This is a genomic window from Entomoplasma ellychniae, assembly GCF_002930155.1.
GTDB lineage: Bacteria > Bacillota_I > Bacilli_A > Mycoplasmatales > Mycoplasmataceae > Entomoplasma > Entomoplasma ellychniae.
Genome location: NZ_PHND01000001.1, coordinates 470,077 through 487,569 on the forward strand (window position 1 = coordinate 470,077; position 17,493 = coordinate 487,569).

General features: G+C 27.7%; 15 protein-coding genes and 1 pseudogene. 4 read left to right on the plus strand and 12 right to left on the minus strand.

The annotated features are described in order from the left end of the window. Positions 1 to 130: 130 nt before the first annotated feature. The 3 genes from EELLY_RS02085 to EELLY_RS02095 are packed head-to-tail and all read left to right on the plus strand — an operon-like array spanning position 131 to position 3,621. Positions 131 to 1,156, plus strand: a complete 1,026-nt coding sequence (locus EELLY_RS02085) for a putative cysteine peptidase (protein ID WP_104205818.1) — start codon at positions 131 to 133, stop codon at positions 1,154 to 1,156. A 1-nt stretch (position 1,157) separates the two neighbouring features. After that, positions 1,158 to 1,904, plus strand: a complete 747-nt coding sequence (locus tag EELLY_RS02090) for an ATP-binding cassette domain-containing protein (RefSeq protein WP_104205819.1) — start codon at positions 1,158 to 1,160, stop codon at positions 1,902 to 1,904. Position 1,905: 1 nt separating this feature from the next. After that, positions 1,906 to 3,621 carry a hypothetical protein gene (locus EELLY_RS02095; RefSeq protein ID WP_104205820.1) on the plus strand — a complete coding sequence of 572 codons (1,716 nt, stop codon included), beginning with the start codon at positions 1,906 to 1,908 and terminating at the stop codon, positions 3,619 to 3,621. A 660-nt stretch (positions 3,622 to 4,281) separates the two neighbouring features. On the opposite strand, the gene rplA is transcribed toward EELLY_RS02095, so the two are convergent. The 5 genes from rplA to alaS all read right to left on the minus strand — a co-directional run bounded on the left by rplA (position 4,282) and on the right by alaS (position 9,491). Next, positions 4,282 to 4,965: a 50S ribosomal protein L1 gene (rplA, locus tag EELLY_RS02100; protein WP_104205821.1), complete on the minus strand. Its 684-nt coding sequence runs from the start codon at positions 4,963 to 4,965 to the stop codon at positions 4,282 to 4,284. Further along, a complete protein-coding gene (gene rplK, locus EELLY_RS02105; protein ID WP_104205822.1) occupies positions 4,965 to 5,393 on the minus strand; it encodes a 50S ribosomal protein L11 in 429 nt (142 codons plus the stop codon). Before rplK ends, rplA begins: the two co-directional genes overlap by 1 nt. A gap of 130 nt (positions 5,394 to 5,523) precedes the next feature. Further along, positions 5,524 to 6,429 (minus strand): hypothetical protein, encoded by a 906-nt coding sequence (locus EELLY_RS02110; protein ID WP_146063617.1) that lies wholly within the window; start codon positions 6,427 to 6,429, stop codon positions 5,524 to 5,526. Between the two features lie 56 nt (positions 6,430 to 6,485). Beyond that, entirely contained in the window at positions 6,486 to 6,767 is a 282-nt protein-coding gene (locus EELLY_RS02120) for a hypothetical protein (protein ID WP_104205825.1), read from the minus strand. Positions 6,768 to 6,812: 45 nt separating this feature from the next. After that, positions 6,813 to 9,491, minus strand: coding sequence for an alanine--tRNA ligase (alaS, locus tag EELLY_RS02125; RefSeq protein WP_104205826.1), 2,679 nt, complete (start codon positions 9,489 to 9,491; stop codon positions 6,813 to 6,815). 167 nt (positions 9,492 to 9,658) lie between these two features. On the opposite strand from alaS, the gene EELLY_RS02130 reads away from it, so the two are divergent. After that, positions 9,659 to 10,504 (plus strand): Cof-type HAD-IIB family hydrolase, encoded by an 846-nt coding sequence (locus EELLY_RS02130; protein ID WP_104205827.1) that lies wholly within the window; start codon positions 9,659 to 9,661, stop codon positions 10,502 to 10,504. Positions 10,505 to 10,561: 57 nt separating this feature from the next. Here EELLY_RS02130 and EELLY_RS02135 read toward each other — a convergent pair whose 3' ends face one another. The 7 genes and pseudogenes from EELLY_RS02135 to EELLY_RS04425 all read right to left on the minus strand — a co-directional run. Then, positions 10,562 to 11,980: an aldehyde dehydrogenase family protein gene (locus EELLY_RS02135; protein WP_104205828.1), complete on the minus strand. Its 1,419-nt coding sequence runs from the start codon at positions 11,978 to 11,980 to the stop codon at positions 10,562 to 10,564. A 108-nt stretch (positions 11,981 to 12,088) separates the two neighbouring features. Next, positions 12,089 to 13,276, minus strand: a complete 1,188-nt coding sequence (gene tuf / locus EELLY_RS02140) for an elongation factor Tu (RefSeq protein ID WP_104205829.1) — start codon at positions 13,274 to 13,276, stop codon at positions 12,089 to 12,091. Between the two features lie 131 nt (positions 13,277 to 13,407). Next, positions 13,408 to 15,477 (minus strand): elongation factor G, encoded by a 2,070-nt coding sequence (gene fusA / locus EELLY_RS02145; RefSeq protein WP_104205830.1) that lies wholly within the window; start codon positions 15,475 to 15,477, stop codon positions 13,408 to 13,410. A 42-nt stretch (positions 15,478 to 15,519) separates the two neighbouring features. After that, a complete protein-coding gene (rpsG, locus tag EELLY_RS02150; RefSeq protein ID WP_104205831.1) occupies positions 15,520 to 15,987 on the minus strand; it encodes a 30S ribosomal protein S7 in 468 nt (155 codons plus the stop codon). An 81-nt stretch (positions 15,988 to 16,068) separates the two neighbouring features. Then, positions 16,069 to 16,482: a 30S ribosomal protein S12 gene (gene rpsL / locus EELLY_RS02155; protein WP_104205832.1), complete on the minus strand. Its 414-nt coding sequence runs from the start codon at positions 16,480 to 16,482 to the stop codon at positions 16,069 to 16,071. A 184-nt stretch (positions 16,483 to 16,666) separates the two neighbouring features. Next, positions 16,667 to 16,873, minus strand: a complete 207-nt coding sequence (locus EELLY_RS02160; RefSeq protein WP_104205833.1) for an IS3 family transposase — start codon at positions 16,871 to 16,873, stop codon at positions 16,667 to 16,669. Between the two features lie 476 nt (positions 16,874 to 17,349). Next, positions 17,350 to 17,460, minus strand: a pseudogene (locus tag EELLY_RS04425) (preprotein translocase subunit SecA); the annotation flags it as partial. Positions 17,461 to 17,493: the final 33 nt, after the last annotated feature.

Here is a 17,493-nt window from a genome sequence, read left to right on the forward strand (position 1 = left end):
TCATAACTAAACTTAATATTTATTAAATATTTGAAAAAAAGTGTTTTTTATTTTTTAGTGTTTTTTAAATTTATTAAATTTTAAAATAAAATGCTAAAATTATATTATAAACTAAACCAAGGAGGTTTTTATGATTTTTTTATTAAAAATAGTTTTTGTAAGTTTTTTATCAAGTTCATCAACAATTATCCCGGTTATTCCTATTGCTAAAAAAAGCAACATTTCTAATATCGCTAAAGTGGAAAGTCAACTTTTAACAAATAAGAGTGAAAACAATGGCAATGTCTTAAACCAAAGAATTTTTAAAGAAGGAAATGATTCTGACATAATAGATCATTTTGGAACTTTAAAAGAAATTTCAACTTTTTCTAATTTAGTTCCAAATTATGAATTTTTTATGAATTTAAAATCTAATCATAATTTAGGGTATACTTCAATCTCTGAAGAAGACCCACACAAAAAAGACGGGGACTTTATTTTGCCTAATGATAGGGGTTTGTGTGAGTATGTTTCTCTAACTTCTTTAATTAATTATTTTCAAGTTTTTTGAAAAAAAGATTATTACACTTTAGGACAAATACCAGATAATATGTACAAAGGACAAAAGTTTAAATATATTAAAAACCCAGAATATTATGGGGAATTTGATTATACAAAAATACAACCTAAAAGAATAATAGAACCGTACATTAAAGTTGCTTTACCTCATGAAGAAAGTTTTTATGATGTTTTTAGCCGTAAAGAAATTGTTCATAAGAATTACGGGGATGGTAATATGAAAGCTGTTCCTTACAAAATTTGAGAAAAAAACAATAGAAATAAAAACATGAGAGTTGGATCAAGCATGAGATCTGCTTTAAAAAACTGATTAGGAAATAATAAAAATCAAATAATAGATGATTATAGTGCTTCATGATGGCACACTTCAGAACCAGAAAGCTGACTAATCAAATACAAAGTTCCAGTTTTATTGTCGTTTTGAACTAAAGGTTTTGCTCATAACGTTTTAATTTATGGGTATGATAAAGCAACACAAAGTTACGCTGTAAATTTTGGATGACCTTATTCACAATATGCGATTTCAATAATTAAGAAAAAAACTATTTGGTCTACATTCAGCACTGGTTTTTGATACAGCTTTAGGGAAAAAGAATAGTATGGAACTAATTCTAAAAAACGTTAGTAAAAAACTTTCTAAAAACTTTTCTCTTAATAATGTAAATTTTTCAATTAAAAATGGTGAAGTGCTTGGGTTAATAGGAAACAATGGGGCTGGTAAGACAACTATTATTAAATCTATATTTAAAGAATATAGATTAGACCAAGGAGAAATTTTGGTCAATGGTAAATCAATAAGCAAATATGATTTAAGAAAAATTGAGTTTTTCCCAGATCAAAATAACTTTCCAAAAAACTTTAAAATTATAGATTATTGTTATCATAATTATTTGCTATCAAATATTGATGGAAATAAAAAACAATTTAAAATACGTTTTAAAGAATTAAGTGAATCACTTGAACTATTAGAATATAAAAATAAAAAGTTTTTACATCTGTCTTCAGGAATGCAAAAAAGATTTTTATTACTTTGTGCTTTGATGAATAAGCCAGAAATGATAATTTGTGATGAACCAATGGCTAATATGGATATTCAAACAAGAAAAGACTTTATTTTACTTTTTAAAAAGTTAATTGAAAAGTTTGATCTGATAGTTTTAATTACTAGTCATGATATTGAAGAATTAGAAAAACTTATTAACAAAGTTGTTTTGGTTGATAAAGGTGAAATTATTTTAGAAAAAAACTTCAATAACAAAAAAGACAACTTAGCTGAACTCTATGAAAAAAATATTAGAAATCCAAAATCTAAAATAAAAGTTGAAGAAATTTTGAAAGGATATTAATATGAAAATAAGTTTATTAAAAAAATGAAATAAAGCTTCACTACATCTTTCTTTGAAAAAAACATGAGTTTCTAAGTTTAACTTATTTTGATTTCCTATTACAACAGTTATTATAATTATTTCAAGTTATTTTCTAATCGGTTTTAAAGATACCAACGCTATTGGTTTGATGTTGTTTTTTATTATTGGAATTTTAAGTTTGGGTGTTTATGAAATAGTAAATCTTGATGCTTTGTTTTGTGAAGATTTCAATAAGGGAATTATGAATTTAGAAAGAAGAAAAGGTTCTAATTATTTAGAAATATTTTTTAATAGGTTAATAGCAAACAAAACTTTAACAATTAGTTATTTATTTATACTGTCGATAATAATGTTGATAGTTTGCTCAATAAAAATTCCATACGAAATGAACAACTATCCTTTTATAGTGTTTGTATTATTACCAATTGATTTTTTAATCACCGCTGTATTTCTTTTTGTATTTGCTTTTTTAAAAAATAAGATTACATTATCTGTTTCTTCATTATTTTTTATCTTGTGTTTGTTTTTACCATTATTTGGTATGGGTTCGGTGTTATTAATACCTAAAGAACTACGAACATCACCCACTTTACCAGATACAACTTCTCTTTATGTAGAATATGATACCGATCAAGCTTTCAAAGCCGGAATCGAAAAAGATTCACTAGCAGAAAGAATATTAAACGAAGGATTTCATTCGAATCAAATATTGAATAAAAAATTTATTGGCGAGGATCAAACAATCGCAAAAAAAACAGGGTTTGATAAGTATTCTTTCTTTATCATAAAAAACGGAATTTATGACATTAAAACAATTAATAAAGTTTTCTCAGAAGACGATGATGAAAAAGAAACTTTGGAAATTAATGATGAATTTAAAGATACAATGATGTATAAAATAAATGAAAGAATTTATGAAAAAAAGCATTTATTTGAAAGTCTTTCAACTGATTATAAAAACTCTTTAAATGTTATTGAAGTTGTTAATAAAAATAACTTTTCATTTTTATTAAAAGAAATTGAAAAAGTATCAAAAATAATTGAGAATGAATTTTTTAATTCAGAAAGTCAAAAGTGAAATGAAATTATAATAAATTTTGCTAAAAGAGTTTTAATAAACAATTCAACATTTCCTTTAAATTCATCACCTAAGTTTTATACACAAAATATTTCTAGACAATTAGAAATTTGAGACAATCGGGATTGAAACAATAAACTAAATGATTATGCACAAAAAGGTGAAGTACAAATACCTGTTGGTTTGCAAGCATGAAACCAGTTATCAAATTTGATTGCTATTAACACATTAATGAAAACTAAACCAAATGATTTTGAAAAAGATGAAATAAGTTCAATTAAAAAATATATATATGTATTGCCAGGTATATTAATTTATTCAAGTATTGTATCGCCTAACTTTTTTGTTGATGATTGACAAAAAATAAAAAACTTTGAAAACTTTTTTTACTACTGGATTTTTGCTAATTACTCTGTTAATAGTAATTTCATAAATAGTTCCGAAGAAGAAAGTAATCAAATATTAGAATTCAAACCATTGCAAATAGTTCCGAATCTCAATAAATCGATAATCAAAAACTTTTATAATCCTGTTGTATATCAATTAGTTTTAATATTAATAAGCGCAACAGTAATAGGTTTTGGTTTTTGGATATTTACACGCAGACTAATTCGTTAAACTTATATCAAAAAAACTACTCGTAATGTAAATAAAATCTTTAGTTTGTTACCCAACTAACGCTAGCTCAGGTTAGCGTTTTTCATTTCTGAATATAACTATAAGTGCGCCAAAAAGATAAAAAATGTTTTCTTTAACTAATTTTTAATATGAAATTTTTTGTGTTCACTTTTCTTGACAAGATCAAACAAACCAAAGGAACTTAAAGTGAGATGACTATGAAGAAGAATAAATTATGAGTTACAAATGTATCTTATATACCTTCGAATAAAAAGTTTATTATCTTAGTGTGCTAAAATATGTTGATAATGGCTCTATATTTGGCTTTGCTTTTTTAAAATTAACAGCAATAAATTTATCAAGACATTTAAAAAGATACGAAAAAAATTTATAATTTTTTGAAATCTAAATCATAACTTCGAATAACGTGCATGTAAAACTTTTTTTACAATGAAAACAGAATTTCTTGAAGTTTTAAACAAAGTAATTTAGATCAAGTTTCTAAAGTAACAAAAAAATATTAAAACTACACTAGAATTAAAATTAAATCTAAAAAACCCCCATCTTGTGATTACCTAAAACAAACAAAAAGCAACTTCAAAATGAAATTGCTTTTTGCTCACAATAATTTGCTCGCAATAAATCTTTTTTAAAATATTTTTAGTTTGTTTCAACTTTAATACCAGGACCCATTGTTGTTGAAAGTGAAATATTAATAATATAATCACCTTTAACAGTTTGTGGTTTAACTCTTCTAATTTCAGCTTTCATAGCTTCATAGTTTTGTATTAATTGTTCTGGTGTAAAAGATGCCTTACCAATAATTGTATGGATGTTTCCTTCTTTATCAGCACGGTATTCAATTTTACCTTTTTTAATTTCATCAATTGCTTTAGTTACATCAACAGTTACAGTTCCTGTTTTAGGGTTAGGCATTAAACCTTTTGGTCCTAAAATTTTACCAATAGCTCCTAATTTTGCCATCATTTCTGGTGTAGCTACTATTATATCAAATCCAAATCAGTTTTCTTTTTGAATTTTTTGAATCAATTCTTCCCCACCAACAAAATCAGCTTTTGCCTCTTGAGCTTCTTTAACTTTAGTATTTGTTAACACTAAAATCTTTTGTGATTTACCAGTACCAGCTGGTAAAACTATTGCTCCACGAATTTGCTGATCTGCTTTTCTTGGATCAATATTTAGATTAAAACTTAACTCAACAGTTGAATCAAATTTAGTAGTTGCAGTTTCTTTAGTTAACTTGATAGCTTCTTCTAAAGAGTAAACTTTATGTTTTTCTACTAATGCATTAGCACTATTCATTCTCTTTGAAATTTTAGCCATTAGTTAACTTCCTCCATACCTTCAACTTTGATTCCCATATTTTTTGCAGTACCTGCAATTATTTTCATGGCAGCTTCAACTGTGTTAGCATTTAGGTCTATTAATTTGTATTCAGCTATTTCTTTAATTTGAGCAGCTGATACAGATCCAACTATTTTAGCTTTAGCATTACTTGAACCTTTTTCAATTCCTGCTGCTTTTTTTAATAAAATAGCTGCTGGTGTTGTTTTTAGTATAAAGTCAAATGACTTATCATCATAAGCTGTAATAACTACAGGAACAACGTCTCCTGCACGATCTTTTGTAGCATCGTTAAACTGTTTTGTAAACTCAGGCATGTTAATTCCTAATGAAGCTAACTCTGCTCCTGGTTTTGCTTGCATCGCCATAAATTCTAATTTTGCGATACGTGTGATTTTTTTAGCCACGGGCTATTCCTCCTAATGTAAATTTTAGTCGGCTGTTTTTTACTCGCTGTGGTACATGTGAAGCATTAGACACTTCTCCCACAATAAAAATCAGTCTATTTAATTATAGCATGTTTTATTTTTGAGTAAATTATTTATTTAACTTAGGTAACAAATTTAAATAATTTTGTTTAAATATTTTACTTTTCAAACTTATTATTTCATGGTTGCTTGATAAGTTGTTAATATCATTTTCTATATACTTTAATTCTTTTGTAAAATTATATAAATGTCAAGAAGTGTGTTGATCCTCTATTGAGTTTAATGCTTGAATAATACTTTGTAATAAAGTTTTTTGAACAAGATTGTCATTTATTAATAACTCAAAAATTAAGTTAGGATTATTTTTTGAGTTATTGTTTATTAAAAAATATTGACCATTTAAATCAAAAGCAAATGCTTGATTAATTAATTCACTTGTTAAATTATTTGGTATTTTATATATTAATTGATTTTTACTATTTACACTTCAAGTTGCTTTTTTTAAACCTTTTTTATATATAAATAAAGTTTGAAATTTCTTTTTTGAAAAATCTATATTTTCATCAAATATTACAAATCTATCAAATGAATCAATTCTTAAAATATCTTTTTTATTCTCTGGTTTATACTTGGCTAAAAAAAGTGATTCATTATCTAAAGTTTTACTAGATCTTAGCGTATTTTTAAAATAGTGTTTAACTATTTCATTTAAAAAACAATTTTTAAAATAAGGTTGATTTATTATGTTTTGAAAAAAAGATTTTTTAGTTAAAACTTCAATCTTATTATTTTTAAAAAATAAATCTATTTCAACCATAGTAAAAAATGTTTTATATTCTAAAACTTCTTTATTTGGTTTAAACTTAAATGCTCTATTTCAATTAGAAGAAGAAAATGAATCATTAATTATATTTTGAGGTAATATATCAAATTCTAAATCACCAATTAAAAACTTTTTATTTTTTAAATCTTCAGTTATTTGAATTAATATGTTTTTAGTAAATAAATAGTACATCTAAATTAATTGGGAATATAAAAAAATTGCCATAGCAATTTTTGTGATTGGTTAAATTACTTAACTAATAATTTAGTAACTTCTAAAGCTAGCGGCTCTTTACCTAATACACATCAAATCATTATTAAGATAAGCCCAATAATAGTTATTGATATTAAAACAAAAAATATTCCATAAACTAATGCTTGCACTCTATTTGATGCTTGAGGTGTACCTAACAACATTTGTCCTACTAATGGTTTGTCTAACAGTCATAATACCAAAGGTAGAATACCAACAGTTATAACCCCTAAAAAACCATTTAACATTGTTGATAAAGCTCTTTTAAAAATGTCCATAATTCCCGATCCTTTCTTTTCAAATAATTATAACATATTCTTATTTTAAATATATTTTCCCTGAGCAAGTGATGCATTGCCACCACCCTTTGGTTGTTTTTCTAAGGTTTTAAATATATCTATTGCTTTATATTTGTCTTGAATGTCTTGTGTAACTCCTACTACAACAAAGTTTTGATCTGTTGTTTTTGAAAAAACTTTTATTATCAATCTATCATATTTGTTTTTATACTCATCAATTAAAACTTTAATTACAGGTATAATTAAACCTTCTGCTTCAATTGTTACATAATTAACTCCTTCAACTAATTCTGGTTTATAGTTTTTGTAAAGATTAATTTTTTGTTCAGATTGCAAATCTAAAACTTTCTTTTCAAATACTTTAAATTTATCATTTAAAGTTACAAGTTTTGACTTCAAAATTTCATAATTTAATTTTGAAATTTCAAGTTTATTAACATACTCAAATATTTGTTCTAATTCTTTGGATTCAAAAATATTTTTAAGGTTATTATATTTAGTTTTGATTTCCTTTATTTTTTGTAAATATATTTTAAATTCTTCTTTTATATACTTTGAAATAGTTTTAAAAGATGTTAAACACTTTATTCTATAAACTCCGCTTCCTTTTGACTGTATGCTAGTTACTAATAATTCTTCAATGTCTTTGGTATTTTTTACATGTGTTCCACCACACAATTCACTAGAAAAATCGCCAAACTTTACAACCCTAACTATCTCATCATATTTTTCAGCAAAAAATGCTAAAGCATTATATTTGTTTGTAGCATCTTGAATAGAACAAAAATAAACTTCCCTTTTAATTGATTCATGAATTTTTGTATTAACTAAATCTTCAACTTTTTTAAGATCTTCATGAGTTATAGATTCATTATATGTAAAATCCATTCTTAATCCAAATTCGTCATTATATGAACCAGATTGCATAACATCATGTCCTAAAACTGCTCTTAAAGCTGAATGAATAATATGTGTTCCTGAATGATTTTTCATTGTCAGAACTCTTTTTTCATGGTCCACAATAGCATTAACAACGTCACCAACACTTAACTCACCAGTGACATTTACTGAGTGAATATTTTGATTTTTTGGGCCTTGTTGTGTATCAGTTACTTTAAATTCAATACCATTTTTTACCAATACTCCAGAATCACCTGCTTGCCCACCTTTTTCAGCATAAAATGGGGTTTTATCTAAAATTACAAATACATTTTTATTATTAACTTTTTCAATTGAACCATTCTCGTCGAATATATAAAGAACTTTAGCTGAATTATAAATTGTTTCTTCTCAACCTGTAAATTCAGAAGTAATATTTAATTTGGTAAATAATTCATTTTGATTATCTCAAGCTTTTAACTCTTTTCTTGATTCTCTAGCCTCTTGTTTTTTTAAATCCATTAATTTATAAAATTTATCAATATCTACTTTAACTTTTTTTTCTTCAGCAATTTCTAGAGTTTGTTCAATTGGATAACCATATGATTCAAATAATAATAAAGCATCTTCACCAGATACTATTTTTTTAGAAAAAATAATTTTATCCAAAACTTCATAACCTTTATTTAAAGTTAGCAAAAACTTTTCTTCTTCTGTTTTAATTGTTTTAATAATTAATTCTTTTTTATCAATTAAGTATGGATAAAAATCAGACATTGATTCAATGACACAATCAACTAAAGTGTATAAAAATGTATTTTCTATTCCTAAATTTAAACCTTTAATTAAAGCTCTTCTAATAAGTCGTCTAATAATATACCCACGTTCTTTATTACCTGGAAAAACTCCATCAGCAATTGCAAAACTAGTTGCTCGAACATGATCAGCAATAACTTTAAAATTTGTGTTTATTTTAGTTAGTTCTTCTTTTGGGTTGGTATAGTTTTCAATTGAATATGAAAAATTATTTTTTGTTAATGATTGTATTTTATTTATTGTTGGTCAAAAAATATCAGTTTCAAAGTTGGTGGGTGTATCTTGAAAAATAGAAGCTATTCTTTCTAAACCAGCTCCAGTATCTATATTTCTTCTTGGTAATTCAAAATATTGATTTTTTCCATCGTTATTAAACTGTGAAAAAACAATATTTCATATTTCTATATATCTATCATTTTCAATATCTTTTGATAATAATTTTATACCTATATTTTCTTTATCTCATTTTTCACCACGATCAAAAAATATTTCAGTGTTTGGACCACAAGGACCTTGTCCTACATCTCAAAAATTTGTTTCTCTTTTCATTTTAAAGATATGATCTGATTTAATTTTAATTGTATTAACTCAAATATCATATGCTTCTTGATCTTCTTCAAAAACTGTTATGTACAGTTTATTTTTATCAATTGCAAATCATTTTTCACTTGTTAACAATTCTCAAGCAAATTCGATAGCTTCTTTTTTAAAATAATCCCCAATAGAAAAATTACCTAGCATTTCAAACATTGTGTGGTGTCTAGCTGTAACACCAACATTTTCAATATCATTAGTTCTTATCGCTTTTTGCGAATTGGTTAATCTTGGTGCTGGTGGATTTTTTCTACCATCAAAATATGGTTTTAAGGTTGCAACTCCAGAATTAATTCAAAGCAAAGATGGATCTTCAACAGGTATTAAACTAACTGGTTGTAAAAAGTGGTGATTTTTACTTTTAAAAAAGTTAAGTCACATATTTCTAATTTCATTTGTTGATAATTTTTTCATGGGTCTCCTTATATTCTTTATTCTTTATTTATTATAACTTATATGCTTTTCTCTATGATTAATTCACATTATTAAATATTGTTTCATTTAATAATATTCTTGGAATCTTTTGGGTAGTTAGGTTTTGTGTTAAAATCATATTATAAAAATGAATAGGTAATTAGAAAATGAAAAATAAAATAATTAAAAAACTTATCTTAATAGACTTAGATGGTACAACTTTAATGGATGACCATATTTCCATTCATCCTAAAACTCGAAATTCATTAGAAAAAGCAGCTCAAGCAGGTCATATAGTTTGCATTTGTACTGGTAGAGTCTCAAGAGATGCCGAAAAAATATACAAAGACCTTAATATGTCAACTATACTTATCTCACTAGATGGTGGTCATATATCAGATCCTGTTCACAAGCAATTTAAAAGAATAGTTCTGCCAATAAGTGAAACAATTATTAAACAAATATTCAAACATGAAGTATTAAATGATTTAATAGATAATGCTGTTGTTGAATATTATAATCATGGTATGTCTTTAAATCCTAAAGATAAATTTTTTGTAGTTGATTCAGAAGATAAAACTGAAATGGGAGATATTATCAATGATTGAAAAGGCCCTGCAAGTAACTTAATAATAAAACTTAAGTCTAATACTAATTTTAAGTATATAGTTGATACACTAAAAAAAGATTTTGGTAATTCTGTTATAGTTAAATCTGATTTAATTTATGGTGTTGAACACATTAGCGAAAAACCTATACTTATAATTAATAATAAATTTGTTAATAAAGGTTTTGCAGCTGAAATGGTTGCTCAATATTACAACATATCTTTAAAACACACAATCGCATTTGGTGATCAACTAAATGATTATGAAATGTTAAAAACTGTTGGAACTAGTGTTGCTTTAAAAAATGCAAATCCAAAACTACAAGAAGTTGCTTCTATCATTACTGATTTAACAAACAATGAAGGCGGTGTTGGAGACACATTAGATAAATTATTAAGCTTATAAAAGATTAATGTAAAAGCATTAATAAGAATAGATATAATTACAAACACTGATTCATGTTTATTTTTTTCTAATTATTCCTTTATATCTAGTTGTTGACATTATTGTTTCTTTAATACCTTGAACTCCAAAACCAGAATCTTTAACACCTAAAAATGGTAAAACATCAGGTCCTCGTTGAGTTCTACGATTAATATTTATAGTTCCAACTTCTAATTTAAAAGCTAACTCATAAGCTAATTTTTCATCTTTAGAATAAATTGTTGTTTGAAGACCAAAATTTGATTCATTAGCAACTTTAATCATATCATCAATTTTTTCAACTCTAATTATTGGTAATATAGGTCCAAAAGGTTCTTCTCAAGCCACTTTAGACTTTAGTGAGACTTTATCTAATAATACTGGTCAAATCAAATTTTCTTTACGTTTAATACTAGTTAAAGCAATCGCTTGATGTTGTATCGCATCATTGATTAGTTCTTCAACATAATCAGCACTTTTTTTATCAATCAGTGGAACTATTATAGTATTTTCAGTTGGCAGACCAACAGTTAATTTTTCTACTTCTAACTTTAATAAAGGTGAAATTTTATCTGCTATAGCATTTGTTGTTATAACTCTCTTTATTGCAGTGCATCTTTGTCCAGAATAACTAAATGCACCAGCAACTATATCACTTGCAATATTTTCAAGATTATGATCATCTAAAATAATTGCTGCATCCTTCCCACCAAGTTCTAAAACTAAATCTTTTGATGAAGCTAATTCTTTTATTCTATTTCCTACGCCCACTGATCCAGTAAAGGAAATAAAATCAATTTCATTATTTTTAACTATATCATCACCAATATCTTTTCCTTTTCCTGTAACAACATTTAAAACCCCAGCAGGAATACCAGCTTCAATAGCTAATTCAATTAGTCTAATACCAACAACAGAACCTTGAGTTGCTGGTTTAAATACAAATGTATTTCCAGTTAAAATACCTGGAGCTAATTTGGAGATACTTAAATTAACAGGATAGTTGAATGGTGAAATAGCAACTCCCACACCTTTAGGAATCCTGTGGTATTCAGCATAAATATTTTCTTGTATCCCATTGTAAGTATTGTCAAAAGTTAATAACTCCATATTTTCAAATTCACTGATCGTTAAATCAATATACTCACTGGTTCTAATAATTTCTGATAAGGCATCTTTATGTGATTTTGCAACTTCGCTAACTAATATTTGTGCTAACTCTTCTTTATTTAACAATATTAATTTTTTTCAGTTAACTAATATTTCTTTTCTTTTTTCTACATTTAATGAGCTTCATATTTTGAAAGCTGATCTAGCTGATTTAAAAGCTTCATCAAGTCCAATTTTAGTTAAAGCTGACACTTGTGCATAAACTTGATTTGTTGATGGATTGATTATTTCTAATCAATTTCCATTATCTATTTTTTTATTATTTATTATTGAATGATATTGCTTCATACATGTCTCCTTTTATCATAAGTTGATTATAAAACATTACACTAACTATAAAGCAAGTAAAAATAAAAAAACTCTTAAAAAAGAGTTCTTTTATTTCTTAAATTTTAATTAAGCTTCAATACTTGTAACAGTTCCAGCACCAATAGTTCTTCCACCTTCACGGATTGAGAATTTAGTTCCTTCTTCCACAGCGATAGGTTTGATTAATTCAATAATTAATTCAACATTATCCCCAGGCATAACCATATCGATTCCTGCAGGTAAGATTACTTCACCAGTAACATCAGTTGTACGGAAGTAAAACTGAGGACGGTATTTGTTAAAGAACGGTTTATGACGTCCACCTTCTTCAGTAGTTAATGCATAAACAGATGCTTTTAATTTAGTATGAGGTTTAATAGTTCCAATTTTAGCTAAAACTTGTCCACGTTCAATACTGTCTCTATCAACACCACGTAATAATGCTCCAACATTATCCCCTGCTTCAGCAAAGTCTAATAATTTTCTAAACATTTCTAAACCAGTAACAACAGTTTTTGAAGCTGCTGGGTGTAATCCAACGATTTCAACTTCTTCGTTAACTTTAACAGTTCCACGTTCAACACGTCCAGTTGCAACAGTTCCACGACCTGTAATAGTAAATACGTCTTCTACAGGCATTAAGAATGTTTTGTCTGAATCACGAGGTGGAGTTGGGATGTATTCATCAACTGCTGCCATTAATTCTTCAATTGCAGCAACTCATTTAGCATCACCATTTAATGCTCCTAAAGCTGACCCTCTAATAACAGGTGCTCCATCTCCATCAAAGTCATAAGCAGATAATAAATCTCTAACTTCCATTTCAACTAAGTCGATCATCTCTTCATCATCAACCATGTCACATTTGTTTAAGAAAACAACGATTTTTGGAACTCCAACTTGTCTTGATAACAAGATGTGCTCACGAGTTTGAGGCATAGGTCCATCAGTTGCAGCAACAACTAATATTCCACCATCCATTTGAGCAGCACCAGTAATCATGTTTTTAACATAATCGGCATGTCCAGGACAGTCTACGTGAGCGTAGTGTCTTTTTTCAGTTTTATATTCAACGTGTGATGTATTAATAGTAATACCACGTTCTCTTTCTTCTGGAGCATTATCGATATTTGCGTAATCTTTAAACTCTGCTCCACCTTTTGCTGCTAATACTTTTGTAATTGCAGCTGTTAAAGTAGTTTTACCATGGTCAACGTGTCCAATAGTACCAATGTTAACGTGGGGTAAACTACGATCAAATGCTTCTTTTGCCATTTGTTTATTTCTCCTTGTATAGTTTTTGCGATATTAGATTTACTTTCTAGTATCTTTACCGCCCCCGTAGGGGCGTTTCTATTAATTAATTATATATATTTATTGTTAATATTTAATGATAATAATTTAAATTATTTACCTGATTTTTTAATAATTTCTTCTGCTACACTCTTTGGTGCTTCTGCATAATGACTAAAGATCATAGTATAGTTTCCACGACCTTGTGTAAATGAACGAAGTTCAGTGGCATAACCAAACATCTCAGTTAGAGGAACTTTCGACTTAACTGTTTGTGCGTTACCTCTTTGTTCTGATCCTTCAATTAAACCTCTTTTTGATGAAATATTACCCATAACATCTCCATAATACTCATCAGGAATTGTTACTTCAACATTCATTATAGGTTCTAAAATAATTGGGTTCATTTTTTTTGCTGCTTCTTTAAGTGCAAATGATGCAGCAATTTTATATGCCATTTCATTTGAATCGACATCATGCATAGATCCATCAACGATTGTTGCTTTAACATCAATCATTGGGTATCCAGCAACAATACCATTTTGTAAAGCTGACTCTAAACCATTACGGGCAGCATTGATGTATTCTTTTGAAACACGTCCACCAGTAATTTTATCAATTCATTCAAAACCTTTATCATGATTTGGTTCAAATTCAATAACAACGTGACCATATGATCCACGTCCACCTGATTGTTTAACATATTTACCTTCTGATTTAGCTGGTAATTTTATTGTTTCGCGATATGAAACTTGAGGTGCTCCAACGTTTGTTTCAACTTTGAATTCTCTTTTCATACGGTCAACAATAATATCTAAATGAAGTTCACCCATTCCTGCAATAATAGTTTGTCCAGTTTCTTCATCAGTAAATGTTTTAAAAGTTGGATCTTCTTCTGCAAGTTTAGATAAAGCTAATCCCATTTTTTCTTGATCAGCTTTAGTTTTTGGTTCTAAAGCTAATTGAATAACTGGTTCTGGAAATACCATTGATTCTAAAATGATTTCGTGTTTTTCATCAACTAATGTATCTCCAGTTGTAGTTTGTTTTAAACCAACTGCTGCAGCAATATCTCCAGCATACACTTCATCAATTTCATTACGGTTGTTGGCGTGCATTTGTAAAATACGTCCTACACGTTCTTTTTCACCTTTTGTTGAGTTTAATACATAACTTCCTTTTTGTAGTACACCTGAATAAACTCTAAAGAAAGTTAGTTTTCCAACAAATGGGTCTGTCATAACTTTAAAAGCCAATGCTGAAAAAGGCTCTTTATCATCTGCTTGTCTTTCTGCTTCTTGCCCATTTGGTAAGACTCCTTTAATTGAAGGAACGTCAAGTGGTGATGGAAGATAATCAATAACTGCATCTAATAATAATTTAACACCTTTGTTTTTAAAAGCTGAACCAGCTAATACTGGAAAGAATTCAGCTGATAGAACACCTTTACGAATTGCTAATTTTAATTCGCTAACAGTTATTTCTTCTCCATCTAAAAATTTCATCATCAATTCTTCATCATATTCAACAGCAGTTTCAACTAATTTATCTCTTAATTCTTGTGCTTGATCTAATAAGTTAGCAGGAATAGCAATATCAGTTGCTATTTCTTCTGCTTTACCATCAAAACCATAAGCTTTCATTTCAACTAAATCAATAAGCCCAGAAAAGTTATCTTCAGCACCAATGGGTAATTGAATTGGAACAGCTTTTGCCCCTAATCTATCACCAATTGATTTAACTGAATAAATAAAATCTGCACCAGTTTTGTCCATTTTGTTAACAAAAACTATACGAGGAACTCTATATGTTGTTGCTTGTCTTCAAACTGTTTCAGTTTGAGGTTCAACACCAGATTGACCATCAAGAACCGCTACAGCTCCATCAAGTACACGCAATGAACGTTCAACTTCAATAGTAAAGTCAACGTGACCTGGCGTATCAATTATGTTGAATCTATTATTATTTCAGAAGGCTGTTGTAGCTGCTGAAGTAATAGTAATACCACGCTCTTGTTCTTGTGCCATCCAGTCCATTTGCGAAGCTCCTTCATGAGTTTCACCAATTTTATGAATTTTACCAGTATGGAATAATATACGCTCTGTTGTTGTTGTTTTACCAGCATCAATATGAGCCATAATACCAAAGTTTCGAGTGTTGTTTAGGCTATATTCTCTTGCCATTTTTTTCTCCTTATTTTGTGTATATATTTAAAATTGATAATATTATCAACGATAATGTGCAAATGCTTTATTTGCTTCTGCCATTTTGTGAGTGTCTTCACGTTTTTTAACAGATCCACCCATGTTGTTTGAAGCATCAATAATTTCGTTAGCTAATTTGATAGTCATAACTTTTTCATTTCTTAATCTTGAATAACTAATTAATCAACGCAATGCTAAAGTAATTTGTCTTTCTGCTGAAACTTCAACGGGAACTTGATAGTTAGCACCACCAATACGACGAACTTTTAATTCTAAGTGAGGTTGAATGTTTTCAATTGCTTTATTAAAAATTTCAACAGGATCTTGACCAGTTTTTTCTTTTATGATATCAAATGCATCATAAATAATAGTTTGAGCAATACCCCTTTTACCATCTAACATAATTTTGTTAATGGCACGTGTAACTAATTTTGAGTTGTACTTTGGATCTGCTAAAACGTCTCTTTTTTCGGCTTGATTTTTACGCATGTTTTTTAGGTCCTTTCATTTTTTTCTTGTTTAATCATAATTGTGGTTGATTTCAACGGTGTTATAATTATTGAATATCTTTTATTTCTTAGGTTTTTTAGTTCCGTACAATGAACGAGATTTTTGACGGTTATTTACAGATTGAGTATCTAGTGTTCCACGAACTATATGGTAACGTACTCCGGGTAAATCTTTAACTCTTCCACCACGAATAAGTACAACTGAGTGTTCTTGCAGGTTATGCCCTTCTCCAGGTATATAAGCATTAACTTCCATTCCGTTTGTTAATCTTACACGTGCGTATTTACGTAGGGCAGAGTTAGGCTTTTTAGGTGTCATTGTAGCAACACGAGTACATACTCCTCTTTTTTGAGGTGATGAAACTTTAGTTACTTTCTTTTTTAAAGAGTTAACCCCTCTATTTAGAGCAGGTGCTTTTGTTTTTCAAGTTTTAGCTTTACGATTTGTTTTAACTAATTGATTAATTGTTGGCATTGATATTTCCTCCCTTCACAATTCCGTGTGTGTTGAACTCACCAATAATAATTATAAAGCATTAATTTAAAAAAATAGTTATTTACTTAAAAAAACAATAACTTATTTTAAATGAGTTAACAAAACTTTAAAATAAAAACTATCCTTATTAAAAACTGAAAAAATAAAATCTACAGTTTATTAATTAACTAATACTAGTAAAAGTTGGGTTGATAATTCATCACCTTCACATTATATTATTATTGTATCAACTTATATATGATTTCAAATTGTTATAAATTTCTTTTAATTTCATTGTTTTGGTATTTATTTTGTTTAAACACTCTTTTTTTAAGCTTCCAAAGAAATACTCTGACTCTCTGTTATCTAAAGAATTGCCTATTCTACTCATAGAAGTTTTGCCCTCATTTTTTTAATTTTATTGACAACATCATGTGATAAATACTGAAAATTATGATCAGAATGTCAAATGAAATTTTTTCTATTAAGTTTGCTTAAAGTGTCAACCACCAATGATACATCATTAGTTTCGGACAGCTCCCAAGATTCTACTTTTTTAGTTTTATGAACAATAGCAATTGATAAATAAATATGGTTTTGAAGACAATATGCAGGCATATAATAAACATATGTTGCTATTATATTATTAATAGACGGGTTGTAGTTTATATTAACAAAATCATTGTATTTAACATTTGTTTTTTTACTTCTTGCTTGCTTTTGCTTTTAAGCGTAAATGTTGTGATACCTCACTTTGTCATGTAATTACGAAGAGTTATATCGCTTATTATTATCCCGTTTTGAGATAATATAATAGCTATTCTTCTACTCCATAAATACATTTACTTAGATTAGCAATTCCAAAACCTTATTTTTTAAATAATCAGATTTTAAACCAGCTTTTTCTAAGTATCTTGAAATTTGTTCTGATCATTCAACACTAGTAGTGCCTATCAAAATAGGATTACCCTTTTCATTAATTTATTTAAAATCAATTATTATTATTATTAT